Genomic DNA, 14,308 nt, shown 5'->3' with positions numbered 1-14,308 from the left:
GGGCCGTTGAGCCCCTCATGATGCCGGTCGTAAAGCTTATGCCCAGAGCAGCAGGGTGTAGTTCTTTTTACCGCGACGCAGCAGAGTGTAACGGCCAAACAGGCGATCACTGTCAGCAAAGCTGTATTCAGTGTCTGTCTGTTTTTCGCCATTAACGGATACGGCGTTTGAGGAAATCATGGTGCGCGCCTGTCCTTTGGACGGTGCCATACCGGCAATCACCAGCGCCTGTTGCAGATCGGTATCACGCGGCACTTCAAACAACTCAAGGCCGTCCTGCGCCAGCTGGCCGAAATCGACTTCGGTCATTTCGCTCAGGGAGCCGGAGAACAGGCTCTGGGTGATGCGTTTCGCCGCGGCCAGACCTTCTTCGCCGTGTACCATGCCGGTGACTTCTTCCGCCAGTACGTACTGCGCGCGCGGGGCTTTGCCGCTGTTTTTGTCTTCTTCTTCCAGTGCATTGATCTCTTCAATGCTCATAAAGGTGAAGAACTTCAGGAAACGGTAAACGTCGGCGTCAGCGGTGTTGATCCAGAACTGGTAGAATTTGTACGGGCTGGTTTTCTTCGGATCCAGCCAGACTGCGCCGCCCTCGGTCTTACCGAATTTGGTGCCGTCTGCTTTAGTGATAAGCGGAACGGTGAGGCCAAAGACCTGCTTCTGGTGCATACGACGGGTTAAATCTATACCCGATGTGATGTTACCCCACTGATCGGAACCCCCGATTTGCAGCACCACTTCATGGCGGCTGTACAGCTCGGAGAAGTCGTAACCCTGCAACAGGTTGTAAGAAAACTCGGTGAAGGAAATACCGCTGTCATCGCGATTCAGGCGCTGTTTCACCGCTTCTTTGTTGATCATCTGGTTAACAGAGAAATGTTTACCGATATCACGCAAGAAAGTCAGCACGTTCATGCCGCCGAACCAGTCGTAGTTATTTGCGGTAATCGCGCTGTTTTCACCACAATTGAAATCAAGGAAAGGCGAAACCTGATGACGGATTTTCTCAACCCATTCGTTTACGGTTTCATTGGTATTGAGCTTACGTTCGGTAGCTTTGAAACTTGGATCGCCGATGAGGCCAGTCGCGCCGCCCACCAGTGCCACAGGTTTGTGGCCGCTGAGCTGGAAACGCTTCAGGCAAAGCAATGGCACCAGATGACCCAAATGCAAGCTGTCTGCGGTAGGATCGAAACCGCAATAGAGTGCAATTGGCCCTTGCGCCAGTCGCTCTGCTAACGCTTCTTCATCCGTCACCTGGGCAACGAGGCCCCGCTCTTGCAGTTGTTTAATCAGGTTGCTGCTCGCCATCAAAGACTCCGTTTGTATGTACTAAGAATTATGTACTGAATGTGTGCAGATACGTGTCCGGCATCATGCCGCGCATGTGCCTTTTCTCTCACCATTACGGGGGACGCCATAGAATAAAGCGCTCATCGCCCGAGCGCTAGGAATTCGCATCATTTTGTTCGTTCAGGGGGCGAGACGGTCTATTTTCCAGCCAGTTTCGCTTTCTTCGGCATCGCGCTGATAAATGAAGCGATCGTGCAGACGGTGTTCGCCACCCTGCCAGAACTCCATAGAATCCACTTTCACACGGAAACCACCCCAGAAGCTCGGTAACGGCACTTCGCCTTTGCTGAACTTTTGTTTCAGTTCGAGGAACTTGCTTTCCAGCACGCCACGCGCCGAAATCCGGCTGGACTGCTGGGACACCCACGCGCCGATCTGGCTGTCTTTCGGGCGGCTGGTGAAGTATTTCATCACTTCCAGCGTGGAAAGACGTTCGGCCTGACCGAGTACGATGACCTGGCGATCCAGCATGTGCCACGGGAACAGCAGGCTGATGTGCGAATTCAGTGCCAGCTGTTGTGCTTTGCGGCTGCCCAGATTGGTGTAGAACACCAGCCCTTTTTCATCGTAGTGCTTGAGTAACACGATCCGTTGGAACGGCTGCCCGTTCTCATCAACCGTAGCCACCACCATCGCCGTGGGATCGGCCAGTTTGGCCTCACAGGCTTGTTTCAGCCAGTGCTCAAATAATGGCAGCGGTTTGGGCGTCAGATCGGCACGACGCAGCCCGCCACGCGTGTATTCACGACGCGAGTCGGCAACATCAAATTCATTATTATCAGCCATATGGATTCAATTGCGTATCAACAGGAAGGTAACTGCATTGTGCACCCGCCGCGTCAGGATCTCAACGTTCCTGACGCGGGGTTTTAGAAAGTAAATGGGGCTGAATTAAGACTTTTGAACACAGTCATCGATGATCACGTTATCACCGCGCTGAACGAAGGCCTGATTGCCTTTGGACCAGAAGGTGTAATGGCTGTCGCTGTATTTCGTTCCGGACGCCGATTCCACTTGTTTCAGTTTCAGCTGTTCACCATCAAGCACCATGCTCACCTGCCGTGCAGGTTTATCCAGTGTGACCGTCAGCGGCAAGGTGCCGCACTGATAATGTAATTCCTGCGTCGGGCTTTCAGCCTGATGTTGAAACTGGCTACATCCGGCCAGCGTTAATCCTGCTAAAGCAGCGAAAATCGCCTTTTTCATCTGTGACTCCCTGAATGTTTTTGGTCTATCTCCGATATGTACCACGCCCGCTGGCGCAGCACATTGAGATAAAACCGAGAACGCATCAGGTGCGGGAAGAAACCACCGGATAGATGGCTCCGAGCACGGTTTCCCGACTGGCACCGGTCACTGACGGCAGATTGCCCGACTGGCCGGATAACGTGCGGAACGCCAGCCAGGCGAAGGCCAGAGCTTCCATGTCGTCGCCACTGATGCCAAAAGCATCGGTGGTGCAAACTTCGGTGCCCGGCAACATCGCGGATAAGCGCGCCATCAGTAGCGGGTTGCGTGCGCCGCCGCCGCAGACCATCAGACGATCGCAGCCGCCGGTCAGTTGAACCTGTTCGGCGATGCTCACCGACGTCAGTTCTGTCAGCGTCGCCTGAACATCCACCGCAGACACTTCAGGGCCGCGCGCCAGCTGCTTCTCCAGCCACGACATGTTGAAGTATTCGCGCCCGGTGCTTTTCGGCGCAGGTTCGGCAAAATAAGAGTCGGAAAGCATTTGCTGTAACAGCCGTAAATTCACCCGCCCCTGACTCGCCCATTGGGCGCCTTTGTCGTAAGGCTGATTCTGATGGCGTGAAATCCAGGCGTCCATCAACATATTACCGGGGCCGGTGTCATAGCCGCGTACCGGCTGTCCCGGCAGCAGCATGGAAAGATTGGCAATGCCGCCGATATTGAGGATCATCCGCCTCTCGGCCGGATCGGCCAGCAAGGCCTGATGAAATGCGGGCACCAGCGGCGCGCCCTGCCCGCCCCATGCCATATCACGGCGGCGGAAATCGCCGACGGTCGTAATCCCGGTCATAGCCGCAATGCGGTTGTTATCACCGAGCTGCATCGAAAATGTGGTGTCGCCTTTTGGCTGATGCCAGACCGTCTGACCGTGGCAGCCGATCGCCGTCACTTCCTCCGGTGAAATACCCGCGCTTTTCAGCAACCCCTGCACCGCTTCACCAAAGAGAATGCCCAGCTGGGTATCCAGCGCGCCGACCTGCTCCAGCGTCACCTGTTGCCCCTGACACATCCCGAGCACAGCGTTTTTAAGTGCGAGGGGAATGGGATGCGAATAGCTTGCCTGCTGTGCGACCATACGTTCGTCGATAGCAGCCAGCACGACATCAACGCCATCGAGGCTGGTGCCAGACATCACCCCGATGTAGCGACCCGACTTCATAGATAACATTCTTCATTCCTCAGTAAAAAGGCCCTGACTGGCTATCTCACAGAGTAGGCCGAATTCAGATCACAACACCATGAATTACTGAATTTTTATCATACCCTGTGATGACCCCGTGTTTTTCATCTCACGATACCGTCTTTTTCAATTTATCCGTGATGTAAAAACAAGCACTCAGTATGTTAAACAGCGGTGTTTTTGATTTCACACAAAGCTGTCTTAAACTTAAACCTGCGTTTATTATTAGTTGAAGAGAACTTCGTTATACTTGAAGACAGTTAAGTGAATATGGTAAATGACAGCCTCGACAGTGATGTTGAACTGTGTGTCAGTTTTTCTCTGTTGTTGTCGCTACCCTGTCAGAAGTGCAGCAGCATCTTAAAGGAGCTATTTATGATTAAGCGTTTACTTGTCGTCGCACTTGCCGGCGTTTCCCTTGCTGGCTGCGTCAGCGATAACTCTCTGTCTGGCGATGTATATTCTTCTTCGCAGGCAAAACAAATCCAGCAGGTCACTTACGGCACCATCGTTTCTACCCGTGCGGTGCAGATCCAGGGTGGCGATGATTCCAACATCATCGGTGCGCTGGGCGGTGCCGTATTAGGTGGTTTCCTCGGCAACACCGTGGGTGGTGGTACCGGTCGTAGTCTGGCGACCGCGGCAGGCGCAGTCGCCGGTGGCGTTGCTGGTCAGGGTGTACAAAGTAACCTTAACCGTTCTAACGGTGTAGAACTGCAAATCCGTCGTGATGACGGCACCACTATTCAGGTTGTTCAGAAAGCCGGCCCGACTAAATTCAGCGTCGGCCAGCGTGTCAGCATGGCGAGCAGTGGCAGCACCATTACAGTGTCTCCAGGCGCCTGAGTCTTCTCAGCTGCAATGCAGCCTGAAACCAAAAAACCGAAGCCAATGGCTTCGGTTTTTTTATGGATAACCCTTTTTGAAATCAGGGCTGAAACAAGGCTGTGTGACGTAAAAAGAAATCTGTTTCTTATGATTTGCTTTGCAGTGAAGCAATATTTTTTTCCAGCCGGGACAACATTCCGCCCAGTTGTTCAATTTCTGCCGCTGACATACCGGACAAAATTTCTTTGCGGGTAGAGTCAATTACCGTCTCCATTTTGTGGATAATCGGCGCGGATTCTTCCGTGAGTTTGATGCGTTTGGCACGGCGATCGCTGGCGCAGGTCTGCCGGGTAATCAACTTTTTTTCTTCGAGCTGATCCAGCGTACGAACCAGAGAAGGCTGCTCAATCCCAATGGCTTTCGCCAGCTGAATTTGTGACTGTTCTGGAGGTAACATATTGATATTATGCAGTGTTACCCAATGAGTTTGCGTGAGTTCTAACGGCTTAAGCCGGTCATCGATTAACGCACGCCAGGCACGAACTAATCGTGCTAGATCTGACCCAAGATTCGATTCCAATTATCCCCTCCTTATAATTAGCATGCTAAGATAACTCCCCAGAGTTTAGCTTAGTTTTAGGAACTTTAATCGAGAAATTACAATTCAATATATAATGACAGGTACTATTACACCCGGAAACCGCAGGTCTGTTTCCAATGGTAACGTCGTTTATAACACAATCACTGGCAGAGATTAATATTGTGAATGCGCAAATGTTTCACGCAGGCTTCCCACTCCCCGATTTAGTGCTGGGTGCCTCACTTTATTTCCCCCCTATGTTCAAAGCATTTTTACTGGGACTGGTATTTTGGCTTTTGATACATCGGGTGCTGCGTGATTGGATCTATTCCGGTGAAGTCTGGCATCCGACGTTGATGGATTTATCCCTTTTTGTGATCTCTATTTGTGCTGCACTGTTGCTCATGGTGAACCTCTGAAAATGAAATTCAAAACCCTCAAATACTTCTCAACAGTGCTGGTTTTTGCCGTCGCAATATGTGCCGGATGGTGGATGTGGAATTACTACATGCAATCGCCATGGACGCGTGATGGTAAAGTACGGGCCGAAATTGTTGATATCACGCCGGAAGTGTCCGGTCGCATTATTGATATCAATATTCATGACAACCAGTTCGTGAAAAGTGGCGATCCGCTGTTCAGTCTCGATCCGGTGCCATTCAAAATTGCGGTAAATAATGCCGAGGCCGAACTGGCGAAAGCTGCCGCAGATTTAGCCAAAGCCAACCATGAAGCCGCACGCCGCCGTGGTCTGGGCACAAATGTTATTTCAGCAGAGTCGCTCGATGAATCTAATATTAGCGCCAGAGCGATGCAGGCGGCTTATCAGGCTGCGCAGTCATCATTAGAGCAGGCGCAATGGAATTTGAGCAAAACCAATATTGTTGCGCCAACCGACGGTTATATCACCAATCTGCAAACGCGTAAGGGCAATTACGCCACCACCGGTACGCCGCTGGTCGGTCTGGTGGATATTCACTCTTTCTATGTGCTGGGCTATTTCGAAGAAACTAAGCTGAAGAATATCCGTGAAGGTGCGCTGGCTGATATCACCTTATTCAACGGCAATATCCCGTTGAAAGGTCAGGTGGAAAGTATTGGACGGGCGATTTACGACCAGAGTCAGGATGTCTCTGATGACCTATTGATGAATGTTAAACCGAACGTTCCGTGGGTACGTCTGGCACAGCGTGTACCGGTGCGCATTAAGCTTCAGGATGTGCCGGAGCATACCGTGCTGGTCGCAGGAACCACCTGCACAATTTCGATCCTTAATTAAGGCCACACCATGAACTTCTCCTGGCTGGAATGGAAAAATACCCCGTGGGGAAAAGCCACGGGCGGCCAATGGCGCTATGCCCTGCGTAATTCCCTGGCGATGGTGCTTTCACTGCTGGTCGCCTTTGAATTTCAGATGGATGAACCCTATTGGGCGCTCACTTCCGCTGCTGTAGTCAGTTTTCCCACGGTTGGCGGCGTCATCAGTAAAAGTATTGGCCGTATTATCGGCAGCCTGCTTGGCGCAGTCGGTGCGGTATTTATCGCCGGTCATTGTCTCAATGAGCCGTGGCTGTTCACTTTCGCCATCGCAGGCTGGCTGGGTCTGTGTACTTACATTTCCAACCACTATCAAAACAATGTCTCCTACGCTTTCGCCCTCGCCGGTTATACGGCGGCGATCATCGCGTTCTCCACGGTTAACGTCACCGATACGACGCAAATTTTTGATATTGCTCAGGCGCGCGTCGGTGAAGTGATCACCGGCATTCTGTGCGGCGGTTTTATGATGATGGTGCTTCCCAGTACCTCAGACGGAGATGCCCTGCTCACGTCGCTGCGAAAAATGCACACACAGCTTCTGGAACATGCCCAACTGTTGTGGAGCGCGGAAATTAATGATCAGATCCGTAGTTCCCATGAAGGACTGATCGGCCAGATCCTGACGCTGAACCTTTTGCGCATTCAGGCCGTCTGGAGCCATTACCGGCTGCGCCGCCAGAACAATGTGCTCAATTATTTGCTTCATCAGCAACTGCGTATGACCAGCTATATTTCCAGCCTGCGTCGTATGCTGCTGAACTGGCCCCAGCTGCCGGAAAATCTCACCCCCGTCCTCAGCGTATTGCTCGACGAACTGCGTAATCCGCACACTGATAAGTACCGGCTCTCACAAATCCTTTTACTGATTAAACCAAATGATACTGCCGATTTCCGGCATCAGGCATTCTGGATGCGCTTACGCGATTTTTGCTGGCTGTATTTACGCAGCGAGCGTTGGTTGCGCCGCGTGGAAAATGCCAACGTCGCAGAAGCGGAGATGCTCCAGCCGCCAAAAATTAGCCATCTGGCGCAGCATACCGATACGGTTGAAGCGGCCTATAACGGTCTGCGCACCTTCCTGTGCATCGTGATCGGCTGCGCATTTTGGATGACGACGCAGTGGGATTCTGGCTCCGGTGCCGTTGCGCTGACGGCGGTCAGCTGCGTACTTTACTCCTCCACCAGTTCCCCTATCAGCAGCGTGACACTACTGATCAAATCGCTTGGTTTGCTGTTCATCGGCTGTTTTATTCTCAAATTCGGGCTGATGATTCAGATCGATAATTTTTGGGTCTTTTGCGCGTTTTTCCTGCCATTGCTGGTCACCATGCAGATGATGAAATTGCAGTACAAACGCTATGCCGGATTGTGGGGGCAAATGATCGTCTTCATGGGCTCATTTCTTGCGGTGACTAACCCGCCGGACTATGACTACGGGGCATTTATGAACGATGGCGTCGCGAAAATCGCGGGCGTAATGCTGGCAGGGATTGCGTTCCAGGTACTGCGACCAAGTTCGGATAAGCGTAAAAGTCGCCGCATTATTCGTGCGCTGCGTCGCGACTTTATGGATCAGCTCAGCCGTAAACCGTCGCTGAGCCATTTCCAGTTTGAATCGCTGATTTACCACCGCATGAACCAGCTCAATCAGAGTAAAGACCAGCTTTCCCGTACCTGGTTGCTGCGTTGGGGCGTGGTGCTGCTTAACTGCAGCCACATCGTCTGGCAGCTGCGCGAATGGGAAACCCGTTCAGATCCGCTGTCAGCAGTGCGTGACGTCTGTATTCACTGTCTGAAAGGCGTGATGACGGAGCGCGGCGTTAGCCACGAGAATCTGGATGCGACGCTGGCGGAGTTGTTGCGCATGAGTAATTCACTGGCGCATCACCCTGAACCGGCGGCGCGCGAACTGGCTGGAGTTATCTGGCGGTTATACTGCTCGCTGTCGCAGCTGCAACAGGCGATTTCGGCGGATAACGGTCCGGCGGGCCCTGCGATAACCTCCGCAAAACCCGCCTGACCTTAAGACAGCGATGGGTTACGGAACGTCGTAGCCCAGCGCAGCTTTACGAATGCGGAACCACTGCTGGCGGGTCATTTCCAGGGACAATGCTTTGTACGCAGATTTCACCCGCTCGATTTTACCGGAACCGATGATCGGTAATGGCTCAGACGGCAAACGCATGATCCACGCGTACACAACCTGCTCGATATTATCGGCACCTAATTCATTCGCCACATTCTGAAGTTCATCGCGCAGCGGCTGGAATTCAACATCGCTGAACAGACGACCACCGCCCAGGCAGGACCACGCCATCGGTTTGATGCGCAGCTGCTGGCAGAGATCTAGCGTACCGTCGAGGATAGCAGGCTGATGGATCGGGGAAATTTCCACCTGATTAGTCACCAGCGTGAACGGCAGGCGTGATTGCAGCAGGCTAAACTGCGCCGGCGTGAAGTTAGAAACGCCGAAGTGTTTCACTTTGCCACTTTTGTGCAACTGAGTGAAAGCCTCAGCGACTTCGTCGGCATCCATCAGCGGATCCGGGCGATGTATCAACAATAAATCCAGATAATCGGTATGCAGATTGCTCAGGGATTTTTCTGCACGCTGAATGATGTATTGCGTATCAGTAATGTAGTGGCCGATTTTGTTTTCAGGATCGGCGGTGGTCGCAATACCGCATTTGCTGACCAGTTGCAGTTGTTCACGCAGCGCGGGCTTGAGACGCAATGCTTCGCCGAATGCCGCTTCGCACTGATAGCCACCGTAAATATCGGCGTGATCGGCGGTCGTGATGCCCAGCTCGATATGTTGCTCCATAAATGTCAGAAGCTGCTGCGGCGTCATGTCCCATTCCATCAGACGCCAGTAGCCACAGATAAGCTTGGAGAAAACTGGGCCTTGCGGCGATATAGGAGTACGTGGATCCATGATGATTTCCTTATTTTGATATTTTCGACCCACAGAATACACAACGACCGGCGCGCTGTATTGATGCTGGCAGGCAGAATGAACAGGAAGTGAAACGGGAATGCCCGCTTTGATGGTTAAAAAAGCTCAGGCTGTTCAGGCAGAGGCTCATCCGGTAATTTTCCGGCACGCTGCTGACGCAATAAGCGTTGCTGGCACAAACGCAGCACATGGCGTTTCTCGGTATCGGTCATTTTAATCCAGCCAAAACGCTCATCGCGGCTGCGCTGGCAACCACGACAATAGCCCCGCTCATCGGCCTGACAAATGCCACGACACGGACTGGGGATTTCAAAGAACTCGAGCTGTTGAGCCACATACCCTCCGCAAATAACGGTGAGCTTTCATTCAAGACGTTTTCTCGCCATCCCGCAAGGTGATTTATAAAAAGGCACCTTGCGCGTAGTCAGAGACGGGGCAGATACGTTAAAAAGTACCCATATAACTAAGGTCGTATGATGCAGAGCCCTTTTCTTCACCTCATACCGATCGATCCATTAACCTCGGAGTTACTGAAATGACTAAGCTTTTCTCCCCGATTGTTGTCGGTAAAAATACCTTACCGAACCGTGTCTTTATGGCTCCCCTGACCCGTCTGCGCAGCATTGAACCGGGTGATATCCCGACGCCGCTGATGGGTGAGTATTACGCACAGCGCCACAGTTCCGGCCTTATCATCACAGAAGCAACGCAAGTTTCCTTCCAGGCCAAAGGTTACGCCGGTGCACCGGGCCTGCACACGCCGGAACAGGTTGCTGCGTGGAAGAAAATTGTTGCGGGTGTTCATGATAAAAACGGGCACATCGCCGTTCAGCTGTGGCACACCGGCCGCATCTCTCATAACAGCGTTCAGCCAGACAACCAGACGCCTGTTTCAGCATCGGCTGTAAACCCCAATACCCGCACCAGCCTGCGTGATGAGCAAGGCAACGCGATCCGCGTCGATTGCCCGACGCCACGTGCGCTGGAACTGAGTGAGATCCCAGGCATCATCAATGATTTCCGCCAGTCAGCCGCTTATTCCGCAGAAGCCGGTTTCGATTACATCGAGCTGCATGCGGCACACGGCTATCTGCTGCACCAGTTCATGTCTCCCGCTTCTAACTTGCGTGAAGACCAGTACGGCGGCAGCATCGAGAACCGTACCCGCCTGACGCTGGAAGTGGTTGATGCGGCGATTGAAGCCATCGGCGCAGAGCGCGTGGGTATCCGTATTTCCCCACTGGGTCCGTTCAACGGTCTGGATAACGGTGAAGATCAGGTGCAGGCGGCCATCTATCTGCTGGACGAACTGAACAAACGTAAACTGGCATATCTGCATATTTCCGAACCAGACTGGGCCGGCGGCAAACCTTACACCACAGAATTGCGCGAAGTGATCCGCGCGCATTACCAGGGCGTAATTGTAGGTGCCGGTGCTTATACCGCGGAAAAAGGCGAAGAGCTGATCGAAAAAGGGTATATCGATGCGGTGGCCTTTGGCCGCAGCTATATCGCAAACCCGGATCTGGTGGAGCGTCTGAAATCTCACGCCCCGCTTAATGAACCAAAGCCAGAAACTTTCTACGGCGGCGACGCTCAGGGTTACACCGATTACCCAACGCTGTAATCGTTTAAACCAGTAGTCTCCACCTGCAGGCGACCGATACCCTCCGGTCGCCTTTTTTTGTTCACAGATTCAGCACCTGTTCTGTGTTGTACAGACAAAACCGCCTCTATCGGTTAGGCTGAACCTGATTGTTCTCATCCTGCAAATAAAGAGGAACCTATGCGTTTACTCCATACCATGCTTCGCGTCGGCGATCTGCAACGTGCTATCAACTTCTACACTGACGTTTTAGGTATGCGTCTGCTGCGTACCAGCGAAAATACCGAATACAAATATTCTCTGGCGTTTGTCGGATATACCGATGAAAGCGAAGGCGCAGTCATCGAGCTGACCTACAACTGGGGCGTCGACAGCTATGACCTCGGCACTGCCTACGGTCACATCGCATTAGGCGTCGATAACGTGGCGCAAACCTGCGACGACATCCGCAACGCCGGTGGCAAAGTCACCCGTGAAGCGGGCCCGGTCAAAGGCGGCTCCACCATTATCGCGTTTGTGGAAGATCCGGACGGTTATAAAATCGAGCTGATCGAATCCAAACACGCAGGTCAGGGTCTGGGCAACTGATACGTTGCTACCCGGCTTCAGGGCGCGAAAGCGCCCTTTTTATTGCCCGCTTTATTGCCGAATGTTTACCTCACGCCTGCAAGTGGCGGCAAAATTTGTCATAATGTGCGCTGAATTCGATGAAGATAAGAAACTAATGGCCGAGAATAGTGACATTAACGCGCTGAAAGGCCGTTTCCGTGGTTTTTATCCCGTAGTGATCGACGTAGAAACTGCCGGGTTTAACGCCAAAACTGATGCGCTGCTGGAAATCGCGGCGATCACCCTGAAGATGGACGAAGACGGCTGGCTGGAAAGCGACGAGACCGTGCATTTCCACGTTGAGCCGTTTGAAGGCTCCATTCTGGTGCCCGAGGCGCTGGCTTTTAACGGGATCGACCCAACCAATCCGCTGCGAGGCGCGGTCAGTGAATACGATGCACTGCACGAGATTTTCAAAGTCATCCGTAAAGGGATGAAAGAGCAGAATTGCAACCGCGCAATCATCGTGGCGCATAACGCCAATTTCGATCACAGCTTCCTGATGGCCGCTGCCGAACGCGCCGGTCTGAAACGTAACCCGTTCCATCCGTTTGCCACGTTCGATACCGCTGCATTAAGTGGTCTGGTTCTCGGGCAGACTGTACTGGCGAAAGCCTGTATCAGCGCGGGCATGGTCTTCGACAGCAGTCAGGCGCATTCCGCCCTGTATGACACCGAGCGCACCGCAGAACTGTTCTGCGAGCTGGTGAACCGCTGGAAACGTCTCGGTGGCTGGCCGCTGGCAATGAGTGCCGATGAGCAGGAAGATGAAACTGCATCGGAAGAAAATCAGCGATAGAAATGCTGATGATCGCAACGCGTATAAAAACAAAAAGAGCGACATCATGTCGCTCTTTTCTATTTCATTTACCGCCGTTCAGGCAGGCAATGACTTCTGGTGATTATTCTTCAGATTCAGAAGATTTGTATTTCTCAGCCGTTTCTTTGATCAGCTGTTGCAGTTCGCCGCGCTGATACATCTCAATGACGATGTCGCAGCCGCCGACCAGTTCACCATCTACCCACAGCTGCGGGAACGTTGGCCAGTTGGCAAACTTAGGCATTTCTGCGCGGATGTCCGGGTTCTGCAAGATATCAACGTACGCGAAGCGTTCGCCACAGGCAGACAGCGCCTGTACAGCTTGTGCAGAAAAACCGCAGCTTGGCAGTTTTGGAGAACCTTTCATGTACAGCAGAATCGGGTTTTCAGAAACTTGCTTCTGAATTTTTTCAATAGTTGGAGTGGTCATTTCTTGCTTCCTCAAGCCGGTACAGGCTGTCACGGTCATTACTCTTCACGCGCAGCACTCAAAAACGGTGCTGAATCACACTACCCTCTATTGTAACGATGGCAGCTGTCAGATAAAAACGCCATTTTTTGCAGGGTCTTTCGCAATACTGGCATTTTATTTCACTATTTTCGGTGCTTGCGTCAGGGTTCACAAAATAAAAGATTCATCGAGAATAACATTTTTAGCGGTCGGGTTAACACCGGATTTGCAATTCGCCATGGTTTAGCTCAAATATTAACACACTGAAATATGGTCATTTTTTTAACTAAAAATGGCGTTTATTTCAGCATAAAAAAAGCTATTAACTTTTTCTCACAATATGATCTAGAATCGAGGCAATTCGTGCTGTTTTGTCTGGTTCTTTTAGGCAATACTCTGACATCTCTGATGTTTAACCTAACCACTCATGGTAACGAAGCTATGCGCTTACTGTTCACGCTTTTTGTGCTGCTCTTTACCCAGCTATTTTTGAATATAGCCCAGGCCTCACCGCAGACCCGTGTTGCGGCCGATCAGAAAAAGAATCACGTTAACCAGGTTACCCCTGAAGAACGCCGAAAGCGTAAGACGGTTGCTGCCAAAACCACAAAAAAAACCAAAGTGGCACCGGTCAAAGAACAACAGAGCCACGAAAAGAATGCGAAGAAGAGAGTTAAAAGCACCGAACTGGTTAAGCGAAAAAACGCTTCAGAGAAAACAGTAAAAACAACGCGGGCTGAGAGCAAAAAAGAAAAAACACTCAAGACCACCCGGGCCGAGAGCAAATCCACCAAGAAATCTAAAACCCAGGCTCTGGCAAAAAACGCCACGACGAAGGCCAGCAAGAAAGAAGCCTATGGCCGACACCGTAAAGGTAAAAAGTTAGTTGAAGAAGACAGCAAGCCGATTACATTAAGTGCGACGCATAAAAAACGTTATCAACATGCGCAGCAAACGGCGATGACCAAGCTGATGCATCAGGTCGGCAAGCCTTATCGCTGGGGTGGCACCTCACCTAATACCGGATTCGATTGCAGTGGTTTAGTTTATTACGCGTACAAAGATTTGATTCGCATTAAAATGCCGCGCACGGCCAACGAAATGTACCACCTGCGCGACGCAGCGCCGGTGAAACGCGGCGAGCTGGAATCAGGCGATCTGGTGTTCTTTAGAATCAATAACCGCGGAGCCGCGGACCACGTCGGGGTTTACGTCGGTAACGGCAAATTTATTCAGTCTCCGCGTACCGGTGAAGACATCAAAATCACTTCCCTGGGCGATGATTACTGGCAAGACCATTACGTGGGCGCACGTCGGGTAATGACCCCGAAAACGATCCGATAATAAACAGTTC

The 14,308-nt window shown here is 51.9% G+C and carries 16 protein-coding genes; 8 read left to right on the top strand and 8 right to left on the bottom strand.

Going from position 1 to position 14,308, the window contains the following annotated elements; translation table 11 throughout:
• Positions 1-36: 36 nt before the first annotated feature.
• The 4 genes from tyrS to anmK all read right to left on the bottom strand — a co-directional run bounded on the left by tyrS (position 37) and on the right by anmK (position 3,763).
• Complete coding sequence (gene tyrS, locus TU92_RS17675) at positions 37-1,311, bottom strand: tyrosine--tRNA ligase (RefSeq protein WP_112168497.1); 1,275 nt, start codon at positions 1,309-1,311, stop codon at positions 37-39.
• 162 nt (positions 1,312-1,473) lie between these two features.
• A complete protein-coding gene (gene pdxH / locus TU92_RS17670) occupies positions 1,474-2,139 on the bottom strand; it encodes a pyridoxamine 5'-phosphate oxidase (protein ID WP_112168496.1) in 666 nt (221 codons plus the stop codon).
• Between the two features lie 105 nt (positions 2,140-2,244).
• On the bottom strand, positions 2,245-2,559 hold the full coding sequence (locus TU92_RS17665; RefSeq protein WP_112168495.1) for an MliC family protein: 315 nt from the start codon (positions 2,557-2,559) through the stop codon (positions 2,245-2,247).
• 85 nt (positions 2,560-2,644) lie between these two features.
• Complete coding sequence (anmK, locus tag TU92_RS17660) at positions 2,645-3,763, bottom strand: anhydro-N-acetylmuramic acid kinase (protein ID WP_112168562.1); 1,119 nt, start codon at positions 3,761-3,763, stop codon at positions 2,645-2,647.
• A 396-nt stretch (positions 3,764-4,159) separates the two neighbouring features.
• Between anmK and TU92_RS17655 the strand changes: the two genes are divergently transcribed.
• Positions 4,160-4,630, top strand: coding sequence for an outer membrane lipoprotein (locus tag TU92_RS17655; RefSeq protein ID WP_112168494.1), 471 nt, complete (start codon positions 4,160-4,162; stop codon positions 4,628-4,630).
• A gap of 127 nt (positions 4,631-4,757) precedes the next feature.
• On the opposite strand, the gene slyA is transcribed toward TU92_RS17655, so the two are convergent.
• Positions 4,758-5,192, bottom strand: a complete 435-nt coding sequence (gene slyA / locus TU92_RS17650) for a transcriptional regulator SlyA (protein ID WP_112168493.1) — start codon at positions 5,190-5,192, stop codon at positions 4,758-4,760.
• Positions 5,193-5,386: 194 nt separating this feature from the next.
• Between slyA and TU92_RS17645 the strand changes: the two genes are divergently transcribed.
• The 3 genes from TU92_RS17645 to TU92_RS17635 are packed head-to-tail and all read left to right on the top strand — an operon-like array spanning position 5,387 to position 8,532.
• On the top strand, positions 5,387-5,611 hold the full coding sequence (locus tag TU92_RS17645; RefSeq protein ID WP_112168561.1) for a DUF1656 domain-containing protein: 225 nt from the start codon (positions 5,387-5,389) through the stop codon (positions 5,609-5,611).
• Between the two features lie 2 nt (positions 5,612-5,613).
• Positions 5,614-6,471 carry an efflux RND transporter periplasmic adaptor subunit gene (locus TU92_RS17640; RefSeq protein WP_112168492.1) on the top strand — a complete coding sequence of 286 codons (858 nt, stop codon included), beginning with the start codon at positions 5,614-5,616 and terminating at the stop codon, positions 6,469-6,471.
• Between the two features lie 9 nt (positions 6,472-6,480).
• Positions 6,481-8,532, top strand: coding sequence for an FUSC family protein (locus tag TU92_RS17635; RefSeq protein WP_112168491.1), 2,052 nt, complete (start codon positions 6,481-6,483; stop codon positions 8,530-8,532).
• A gap of 18 nt (positions 8,533-8,550) precedes the next feature.
• On the opposite strand, the gene TU92_RS17630 is transcribed toward TU92_RS17635, so the two are convergent.
• Both TU92_RS17630 and TU92_RS17625 read right to left on the bottom strand, forming a co-directional pair.
• Positions 8,551-9,447 (bottom strand): aldo/keto reductase, encoded by an 897-nt coding sequence (locus TU92_RS17630; protein WP_112168490.1) that lies wholly within the window; start codon positions 9,445-9,447, stop codon positions 8,551-8,553.
• 116 nt (positions 9,448-9,563) lie between these two features.
• Positions 9,564-9,803, bottom strand: a complete 240-nt coding sequence (locus tag TU92_RS17625; protein ID WP_112168489.1) for a DUF1289 domain-containing protein — start codon at positions 9,801-9,803, stop codon at positions 9,564-9,566.
• Between the two features lie 200 nt (positions 9,804-10,003).
• Between TU92_RS17625 and nemA the strand changes: the two genes are divergently transcribed.
• The 3 genes from nemA (at position 10,004) to rnt (ending at position 12,482) form a co-directional block, all read left to right on the top strand.
• Positions 10,004-11,095 carry an alkene reductase gene (gene nemA, locus TU92_RS17620; RefSeq protein ID WP_112168488.1) on the top strand — a complete coding sequence of 364 codons (1,092 nt, stop codon included), beginning with the start codon at positions 10,004-10,006 and terminating at the stop codon, positions 11,093-11,095.
• Between the two features lie 159 nt (positions 11,096-11,254).
• Complete coding sequence (gene gloA, locus TU92_RS17615; RefSeq protein WP_112168487.1) at positions 11,255-11,662, top strand: lactoylglutathione lyase; 408 nt, start codon at positions 11,255-11,257, stop codon at positions 11,660-11,662.
• A gap of 103 nt (positions 11,663-11,765) precedes the next feature.
• The gene (rnt, locus tag TU92_RS17610) at positions 11,766-12,482 is read left to right on the top strand and encodes a ribonuclease T (protein ID WP_112168560.1); all 717 of its coding nucleotides are present in this window, start codon (positions 11,766-11,768) and stop codon (positions 12,480-12,482) included.
• A 103-nt stretch (positions 12,483-12,585) separates the two neighbouring features.
• Here rnt and TU92_RS17605 read toward each other — a convergent pair whose 3' ends face one another.
• Positions 12,586-12,933, bottom strand: a complete 348-nt coding sequence (locus TU92_RS17605; protein WP_056773605.1) for a Grx4 family monothiol glutaredoxin — start codon at positions 12,931-12,933, stop codon at positions 12,586-12,588.
• Between the two features lie 462 nt (positions 12,934-13,395).
• Here TU92_RS17605 and TU92_RS17600 point away from each other — a divergent pair, with 462 nt between their 5' ends.
• Complete coding sequence (locus TU92_RS17600; RefSeq protein WP_112168486.1) at positions 13,396-14,298, top strand: C40 family peptidase; 903 nt, start codon at positions 13,396-13,398, stop codon at positions 14,296-14,298.
• Positions 14,299-14,308: the final 10 nt, after the last annotated feature.

Source organism: Rahnella inusitata, from assembly GCF_003263515.1.
Lineage (GTDB): Bacteria > Pseudomonadota > Gammaproteobacteria > Enterobacterales > Enterobacteriaceae > Rahnella > Rahnella inusitata.
This window is presented reverse-complemented; position numbering and strand designations above follow the sequence as displayed.

Coding starts and splice junctions, on each gene's coding strand:
- TU92_RS17600 (WP_112168486.1), top strand. CDS start 13,396: ATGCGCTTACTGTTCACGCTTTTTGTGCTGCTCTTTACCCAGCTATTT.
- TU92_RS17665 (WP_112168495.1), bottom strand. CDS start 2,559: ATGAAAAAGGCGATTTTCGCTGCTTTAGCAGGATTAACGCTGGCCGGA.
- tyrS (WP_112168497.1), bottom strand. CDS start 1,311: ATGGCGAGCAGCAACCTGATTAAACAACTGCAAGAGCGGGGCCTCGTT.
- TU92_RS17635 (WP_112168491.1), top strand. CDS start 6,481: ATGAACTTCTCCTGGCTGGAATGGAAAAATACCCCGTGGGGAAAAGCC.
- anmK (WP_112168562.1), bottom strand. CDS start 3,763: ATGAAGTCGGGTCGCTACATCGGGGTGATGTCTGGCACCAGCCTCGAT.
- TU92_RS17655 (WP_112168494.1), top strand. CDS start 4,160: ATGATTAAGCGTTTACTTGTCGTCGCACTTGCCGGCGTTTCCCTTGCT.
- rnt (WP_112168560.1), top strand. CDS start 11,766: ATGTGCGCTGAATTCGATGAAGATAAGAAACTAATGGCCGAGAATAGT.
- nemA (WP_112168488.1), top strand. CDS start 10,004: ATGACTAAGCTTTTCTCCCCGATTGTTGTCGGTAAAAATACCTTACCG.
- pdxH (WP_112168496.1), bottom strand. CDS start 2,139: ATGGCTGATAATAATGAATTTGATGTTGCCGACTCGCGTCGTGAATAC.
- TU92_RS17605 (WP_056773605.1), bottom strand. CDS start 12,933: ATGACCACTCCAACTATTGAAAAAATTCAGAAGCAAGTTTCTGAAAAC.
- TU92_RS17645 (WP_112168561.1), top strand. CDS start 5,387: ATGTTTCACGCAGGCTTCCCACTCCCCGATTTAGTGCTGGGTGCCTCA.
- TU92_RS17640 (WP_112168492.1), top strand. CDS start 5,614: ATGAAATTCAAAACCCTCAAATACTTCTCAACAGTGCTGGTTTTTGCC.
- TU92_RS17630 (WP_112168490.1), bottom strand. CDS start 9,447: ATGGATCCACGTACTCCTATATCGCCGCAAGGCCCAGTTTTCTCCAAG.
- gloA (WP_112168487.1), top strand. CDS start 11,255: ATGCGTTTACTCCATACCATGCTTCGCGTCGGCGATCTGCAACGTGCT.